This is a genomic window from Shigella sp. FC1967, assembly GCF_001743005.1.
Classification (GTDB): Bacteria; Pseudomonadota; Gammaproteobacteria; order Enterobacterales; family Enterobacteriaceae; genus Proteus.
In genome coordinates this window covers 1-8071 of record NZ_MIIZ01000567.1, presented here as the reverse complement: position 1 = coordinate 8071, position 8071 = coordinate 1, and the positions used below count along the sequence as shown (strand labels likewise).

Sequence of the window (8071 nt, the reverse complement as noted above, 5' to 3'; positions counted from 1 at the left end):
GAATGGATAATTCAGCAATAAAAATTTTATCTTGATTAGTCATATCAAGCTAAGGTTTAATAGCACGCTTCTCAATTGCGCAAATTATTATCTTTTTCCCTTTTTGTTGCGCAACAATGCGGTGGTGTAATGTTATTTTCCGCTTTAATCGTAAAAAATGCATAGCAAATCAAAGAATTATTGCTTTATGTTAATTACGATAGCCACCTTTGTGGATTTTTTATATTGCGGTTTTTTGCCCGCATTGAGAGAATCAGCTATCTAGATGCTTTTTATCCGACTTGGAGTAGAAAATGACCACTCGTAAAACCCTTGCTAATGCGATCCGTTTTTTAAGTATGGATGCTGTGCAAAAAGCTAAATCAGGACACCCTGGCGCCCCTATGGGTATGGCTGATATTGCCGAAGTATTATGGCGTGATTTTTTAAATCATAACCCAACTAACCCTAACTGGGCTGATCGTGACCGTTTCGTTTTATCTAATGGTCATGCATCAATGCTGATTTATAGCTTATTGCACTTGTCTGGTTATGAAGTTTCTTTAGATGATCTGAAAAACTTCCGTCAATTACATTCTAAAACACCGGGCCACCCAGAATATGGTTATACCCCTGGTGTTGAAACAACAACGGGTCCTTTAGGTCAAGGTATTGCAAATGCAGTGGGTTTTGCAATTGCAGAACGTACATTAGCGGCTCAATTTAACCGTCCTGGTCATGATATTGTTGACCACTACACCTACGCCTTTATGGGTGATGGTTGTATGATGGAAGGTATCTCTCATGAAGCGTGTTCTTTAGCTGGAACATTACAATTAGGTAAACTAATCGCATTTTATGATGACAATGGTATCTCTATTGATGGTCAAGTCCATGGCTGGTTTACTGATAACACCGCAGAACGTTTCGATGCTTATGGCTGGCATGTCATCAGTGGTATTGATGGTCACGATGCAGCAAGCATTAAAGCTGCCATTGAAGCTGCAAAACAAGTCACAGACAAGCCTTCACTACTAATCTGTAAAACGACTATCGGTTTTGGTTCTCCTCATAAAGCGGGTACGGCTGATTCTCACGGTTCTCCATTAGGTGATGCAGAAATTGCTGAAACACGTAAAGCGTTAGGCTGGGAATACGGTGCATTTGAGATCCCACAAGAAATTTATAAAGAGTGGGATGCGAAAGAAGCAGGTAAAGCAAAAGAAGCGGCATGGGATGCTAAATTTGCGGCTTATGCAGCACAGTTCCCTGAATTAGCGGCTGAATTTAAACGTCGTATTTCTGGTGAATTACCCGCAAACTGGGAAAAAGATGCCAAAGCATTTATTGAAAATTTACAACAAAATCCTTCAAGCATTGCAAGCCGTAAAGCATCTCAAAATGCATTAGAAGCATTCGGTAAAGTATTACCAGAATTCATGGGTGGCTCTGCGGATTTAGCACCAAGTAACCTGACTATGTGGTCTGGTTCTAAAGCGCTGAATGAAGATAAAGCGGGTAATTACATCCATTATGGTGTACGTGAATTCGGTATGTCTGCAATTATGAATGGTATTGCATTACATGGCGGTTTTGTTCCATATGGTGCTACATTCCTGATGTTTATGGAATATGCACGTAACGCTGTGCGTATGGCTGCACTGATGAAGATCCGCAGTATCTTTGTTTATACACATGACTCCATTGGTCTCGGTGAAGATGGTCCAACTCACCAACCCGTTGAGCAAATGGCAAGCCTACGTGTCACTCCAAACGTGAGCACATGGCGTCCATGCGACCAAGTTGAATCAGCAGTTGCATGGAAATATGCAATTGATCGTAAAGATGGTCCAACAGCGCTGATCTTCTCTCGTCAAAATCTTGCACAGCAACCACGTACTGCAGAACAACTGGCAAATATCGAGAAGGGGGGGTATATCCTGAAAGATTGCGCTGGTACTCCAGAATTAATCTTTATTGCCACTGGTTCTGAAGTTGAATTAGCCGTTAGCGCTTATGAACAATTGACCGCTGAAGGCCGTAAAGTGCGTGTTGTTTCTATGCCAGCAACAGATGCATTTGATAAACAAGATGCAGATTACCGTGAAGCGGTATTGCCAACATCAGTGAAAGCACGCGTTGCTATTGAAGCGGGTATTGCTGACTACTGGTTCAAATATGTTGGTTTAGATGGTGTGATTGTCGGTATGAATAGCTTCGGTGAATCAGCACCTGCAAACGAATTATTTGAAGAGTTTGGTTTTACTGTTGAAAATGTGGTTACACAGGCAAAATCTTTACTTAAATAATCAATAAATGTTAACAAGAGCACATTTTTGGGAAGAATTTCTCAGATGTGCTCTTTTTTTATTCTTCTATCTTTGTTTACTATTGCGATCTTCTCTCATTTCTCGTAATCTGATTAACCATAAGCTGAACCGTTTCAGTTGCTCCCGAAATGTCGGTGACTGCACAATTTCTAGATTTACTTGATTTATCATTGTTGATTAGTATCTTGCTCTATTATTCTAAGCGGTTGCAAATCACTAGTTATCAAGGAAGTCACATGACAATCAGAGTCGCTATTAACGGTTTTGGTCGTATAGGGCGTAATGTGTTAAGAGCGCTTTATGAATCAGGTAAACGTGCTGAAATAACGGTTATTGCAATAAATGAATTGGCTGATGCTCAAGGCATTGGGCATCTTCTCAAGTATGATTCCAGCCACGGTCGTTTTGCTTGGGATGTACGAATAAATAACGATTTATTGCAAGTGGGTGATGATACCATTCGTTTATTTCATCATGCGGATATTACCGATTTGCCTTGGGGTGAACTTGGTATTGATGTTGTACTGGATTGTAGTGGTGCTTATGGTTCCCGTGCTGATGGTGAAGCACATATTGCACAAGGCGCAAAGAAAGTCCTGTTTTCTCATCCCGGTACAACGGATTTAGATGCAACGGTTGTTTTTGGTGTGAATCAACACGAACTTAAAAAAGAGCACCGAATTGTTTCAAACGCATCTTGTACAACAAATTGCATTATTCCTATCATTAAAATGATGGATGACGCGTTTAATATAGAATCAGGAACAGTAACAACAATCCATGCAGCCATGAACGATCAACCCGTGATTGATGCATACCATAAGGATTTACGCCGTACTCGTGCAGCAGGGCAATCTATTATTCCTGTTGATACGAAATTGGCCGCAGGAATTACTCGAATTTTCCCGAAATTTAAGGATCATTTCGAGGCAATTTCTGTACGAGTTCCTACAATTAATGTGACAGCCATTGATTTAAGTGTCACTGTAAAAACTGCTGTAAATGTGTTAGATGTCAATCGGTTAATTCAAAAATCAGCAACTGGCGCATTTCGTGGTATAGTGGATTACACAGAATTGCCATTAGTCTCAACTGATTTTAACCACGACCCTCATAGTGCAATCGTTGATGGCACACAAACACGAGTCAGTGGGCAACACCTGATCAAGACTTTAGTCTGGTGTGATAATGAATGGGGCTTTGCTAACAGAATGCTCGATACAACGTTAGCAATGGCTACAACTGGTTTTAAATAATCATGTTTTAATGACGGTGTCGCGTAATAATACAAGGCACTGAACAGAAGATTACTAAATTTTAGAGAATCAATGAGAGGATTCATCATGTCTGTAATTAAGATGACCGATTTAGACCTAGCGGGTAAACGAGTTCTTATCCGTGCTGACCTGAACGTTCCAGTTAAAGATGGTAAAGTCACTTCAGATGCGCGTATCCGTGCTTCTTTACCAACAATTGAAGCCGCGTTAAAACAAGGCGCTAAAGTGATGGTAACTTCTCACTTAGGTCGCCCTACCGAAGGTGAGTACAACGAAGAGTTCTCTTTAAAACCAGTTGTTGACTATCTGAAAGATAAATTAACTGCCCCAGTTAGCCTTGCTAAAGACTATTTAAATGGTGTTGAAGTTAATGCAGGCGAATTAGTTGTTCTTGAAAACGTTCGTTTTAATAAAGGCGAAAAGAAAGACGACGAAACGCTGTCTAAACAATATGCTGCATTATGTGATGTTTTCGTAATGGATGCATTCGGTACAGCTCACCGTGCTCAAGCATCAACTCATGGTGTTGCTAAGTTTGCGCAAGTTGCTTGCGCAGGTCCATTATTATCAGCAGAACTTGAAGCATTAGGTAAAGCATTAGATAAACCCGCTCGCCCAATGGTTGCAATTGTTGGTGGTTCTAAAGTTTCAACTAAACTGACTGTATTAGATTCTTTATCAAAAATTGCTGACCAATTAATCGTTGGTGGTGGTATTGCAAATACCTTTATCGCAGCGGAAGGTCATCCAGTAGGTCGCTCTTTATATGAAGCAGACCTTGTTGATGATGCTAAAAAACTGATGGAAAAATGCGATATTCCAGTACCAAGCGATGTTCGCGTTGCAACTGAATTCTCTGAAACTGCAGAGGCTGTTTTAAAATCAGCAAGTGATATCAAAGACGATGAACAAGTCCTGGATATCGGTGATGTAACTGCGGAACGTTTAGCTGAGATCCTGAAAAACGCGAAAACTATCCTGTGGAATGGTCCAGTAGGTGTGTTTGAATTCCCTAACTTCCGCAAAGGTACAGAAATCATTGCTCATGCAATCGCAGAGAGCGAAGCATTCTCTATCGCAGGGGGCGGTGATACGCTGGCGGCTATTGATTTATTTGATATCGCAGACAAAATCTCTTACATTTCAACCGGTGGTGGTGCTTTCTTAGAATTTGTTGAAGGCAAAAAACTTCCTGCTGTTGCAATGTTAGAAGAACGCGCTAAACAGTAATTAAGTCAGCTCATACAGGTAGAAAGTTATTTTCTACCTGTTCCAAATATAGGATCTTATTACATGTCTAAAGTTTTTGATTTCGTGAAACCGGGTGTCATCACGGGTGATGATGTACAAAAAGTATTTGCAGTAGCAAAAGAAAACAAATTTGCTCTGCCTGCGGTTAACTGTGTAGGTACTGACTCAATCAATGCTGTGTTAGAAGCTGCTGCGAAAGTTCGTTCTCCTGTTATTGTACAGTTCTCTAACGGTGGTGCTGCATTTATCGCAGGTAAGGGTCTTAAATCTGATGTGCCACAGCAAGCGGCTATTCTAGGCGCAATTTCTGGTGCTCATCATGTGCATCAAATGGCTGAATACTACGGTGTTCCTGTTATTCTGCATACTGACCACTGTGCAAAAAAATTATTACCATGGATTGATGGTCTGTTAGATGCGGGTGAAAAACACTACGCTAAAACAGGGAAACCACTGTTCTCTTCTCACATGATTGACTTATCTGAAGAGTCATTAGAAGAAAACATCGAAATCTGTGCTAAATATTTAGCGCGTATGGCTAAAATCGATATGACTTTAGAAATCGAATTAGGCTGTACGGGTGGTGAAGAAGACGGCGTTGATAACACCGGTATGGACAGCTCTGCGCTTTATACTCAACCAGAAGACGTTGCTTATGCCTACGAAAAACTGAGTGCGGTAAGTCCTCGTTTCACTATCGCGGCTTCTTTCGGTAACGTACATGGTGTTTATAAACCAGGTAATGTTCAGTTAACACCAAAAATTCTACGTAACTCACAAGACTACGTATCTGAGAAATTCAATCTGCCACACAATAGCTTAGATTTCGTTTTCCACGGTGGTTCTGGTTCTTCTGCTGCTGAAATCAAAGAAGCTGTTGACTATGGCGTTATCAAAATGAATATCGATACTGATACTCAGTGGGCGACTTGGGATGGTATCTTACAGTTCTACAAAAAGAACGAAGGTTATCTGCAAGGCCAGTTAGGTAACCCAGAAGGGGCTGATAAACCTAACAAGAAATATTACGACCCACGTAACTGGTTACGTCACGCACAAGTATCAATGGTTGTTCGTTTAGAACAAGCATTTAAAGAGCTGAATTCAGTTGATGTATTGTAATTAGATCATTCTTGATGATTAAACTAAACCCGCTTATTTGGCGGGTTTTTTATTATGGCTTTAGCCACTATTAGCAATACTCACTAATATGAAATGCGATTTTTGAGATAATACAGCGATAAAAAAGCGCCTATTCATGAATAGACGCTTACAGCAAGCAATATAGTGATGAGAAGATTAACCTGTGACTTTACCGTCTTTGTTTTTTTCTTTCATCATACGATTTAATAAAGGTACGGTTGCCCACATAACGATACCTACAATTAAGGTCACAATACCAATTTTACCAAATACATCAGTATAAATAGGTAATGTTTGTAGTGGATCTGTAATACCTTCTGGTGCGGCTGTGAAAGTCGCTACATAACCGCCTAATAGATAAGCGGTCGCTTGTGTTAAGAACCACATACCTAAAATAAATCCCATCATGTATTGTGGTACGAACGCTGCAACCATTGCTAAACCTAACGCACTGATCATCAGTTCACCTAAGCTCTGGAATAAGTAAACTAGAACGATAAACCAAGGTGATGTTAAGCCTTGAGCATCGGCAAACCACATACCTGATGCTGCCGCGGTAAGGAATCCTAATGAGCACAGGAGCATACCCGCAGTAAATTTTGCTGGCATGGATAAATCTTTACCTTTCGCACCAAAATAACTGTAAGCGATAGCAAGGATTGGGCTAGCAACAATGATCCAGAAGGGGTTGAGTGCTTGGAAGCTGACAGGGTTAATCTCAAAGCCTAAAAGCGTGTGATGAACGTTATGAATAGCAAAGAAATTCAGTGAAGTTGGCATCTGAGCATACAGAATATAGAAAATAACAGCTTCTAACATCAGAACAAATGCAACATACATTTTATTACGAGCAACTCTGTCTTTTTGTTTAAACGCTTCACGGAAATAAATGAAGACAACAATAATAGACAGACTGACTAAGACGATATTTGCAATCATCACGTTGTGCAGTAACCATGCACAAATAAATACCATCACAATTGAGCCAACAATAACTAATAACAGCTTACTAAAGTTCATTGGTAAATGGTCTGGTTCAGAACCAATATTGGCAACCATTTTACGGCAGAATAAATAAACTAATAACGCCATGATCAAGCCAATACCGCAGATATTATAAGTCAGTGCATATCCGTAACGTTCTGCAAGTACAGGGGCGATAGATAAAGAAATTAATGAGCCGATATTAATCGACATATAAAATAGCGTAAATGCGCCATCAAGACGAGGGTCTTTAGGTGGATAACATTTTGCTAATAAGCTGGCAGGGTTGGCTTTAAATAAACCATTACCCACTGCGATAGTTCCTAATGCGTAGAAAATTAAATTAGGATACATAATTGACATACCAGTCATGAAATAACCGATAGCCAAAACAATCGCACCTAAAACAATGGTTCGTTTTGTTCCTAATAAGTGGTCACCAACATAACCACCAATAGAAATAAGCCCATAAACCAGTGCAGAGAAAGCACCAAAAGTAATGAAAGCCTGTTCTTGAGAGAAGCCTAATTTACTAACAAAATAAACGGCAAGAATACCTTGTACGCCGTAGTAACCAAAACGTTCCCATAATTCTACAAAGAAAATCATAAAGAACGGTTTAGGCTGTTGTAATAAACCGACTTGAGCGGGTTTATCCATATCTGTAATGCCCCTAATTATTATTTATTTTCAACAACGATGTTATTTACTCACATTCACGAAGAATGTTACACAACAGTAACATTATCTGTCGCATTTGGAGTGATGTTTGCAAATTTAAGAAGGTAATCAGCAAGTCGAGTAGACTAATATATTGATGAAATGACTTCTCAAAGGTTGATCACACTGTGAGTAAGATTAATACCAGATTGAAAAAAATATTCATTAATTTATTTTCAAATAAAGCCATTTAATTGATTTTTTGTATAAAATATAATCAATGAGATTATTATTGGTTTATATTTTAATCTGATTAAATTAAATAAAGATAAAAGGGAGAAGTAGAGAGAAAATATTTTTGATTATGTGACTGATTGATTTATAGAAAGAATTTTTTTCATTATAATTAAAAATTATTCTTTTATAACAAACGGATGTTAATAAGTG

At 39.2% G+C, this 8071-nt stretch carries 5 protein-coding genes; 4 read left to right on the top strand and 1 reads right to left on the bottom strand.

Annotated features, from left to right (window positions below):
• Window positions 1-293: 293 nt before the first annotated feature.
• The 4 genes from tkt (at window position 294) to fbaA (ending at window position 5959) form a co-directional block, all read left to right on the top strand.
• Window positions 294-2288 carry a transketolase gene (gene tkt / locus BHE89_RS05280; RefSeq protein ID WP_069368471.1) on the top strand — a complete coding sequence of 665 codons (1995 nt, stop codon included), beginning with the start codon at window positions 294-296 and terminating at the stop codon, window positions 2286-2288.
• Between the two features lie 257 nt (window positions 2289-2545).
• Window positions 2546-3565 (top strand): erythrose-4-phosphate dehydrogenase, encoded by a 1020-nt coding sequence (gene epd, locus BHE89_RS05275; protein WP_069368470.1) that lies wholly within the window; start codon window positions 2546-2548, stop codon window positions 3563-3565.
• A gap of 87 nt (window positions 3566-3652) precedes the next feature.
• Window positions 3653-4816 carry a phosphoglycerate kinase gene (gene pgk / locus BHE89_RS05270; RefSeq protein ID WP_069368469.1) on the top strand — a complete coding sequence of 388 codons (1164 nt, stop codon included), beginning with the start codon at window positions 3653-3655 and terminating at the stop codon, window positions 4814-4816.
• Window positions 4817-4879: 63 nt separating this feature from the next.
• Window positions 4880-5959 carry a class II fructose-bisphosphate aldolase gene (gene fbaA, locus BHE89_RS05265; protein WP_069368468.1) on the top strand — a complete coding sequence of 360 codons (1080 nt, stop codon included), beginning with the start codon at window positions 4880-4882 and terminating at the stop codon, window positions 5957-5959.
• Between the two features lie 177 nt (window positions 5960-6136).
• Here fbaA and dtpB read toward each other — a convergent pair whose 3' ends face one another.
• Window positions 6137-7624, bottom strand: a complete 1488-nt coding sequence (gene dtpB / locus BHE89_RS05260; protein WP_069368467.1) for a dipeptide/tripeptide permease DtpB — start codon at window positions 7622-7624, stop codon at window positions 6137-6139.
• Window positions 7625-8071: the final 447 nt, after the last annotated feature.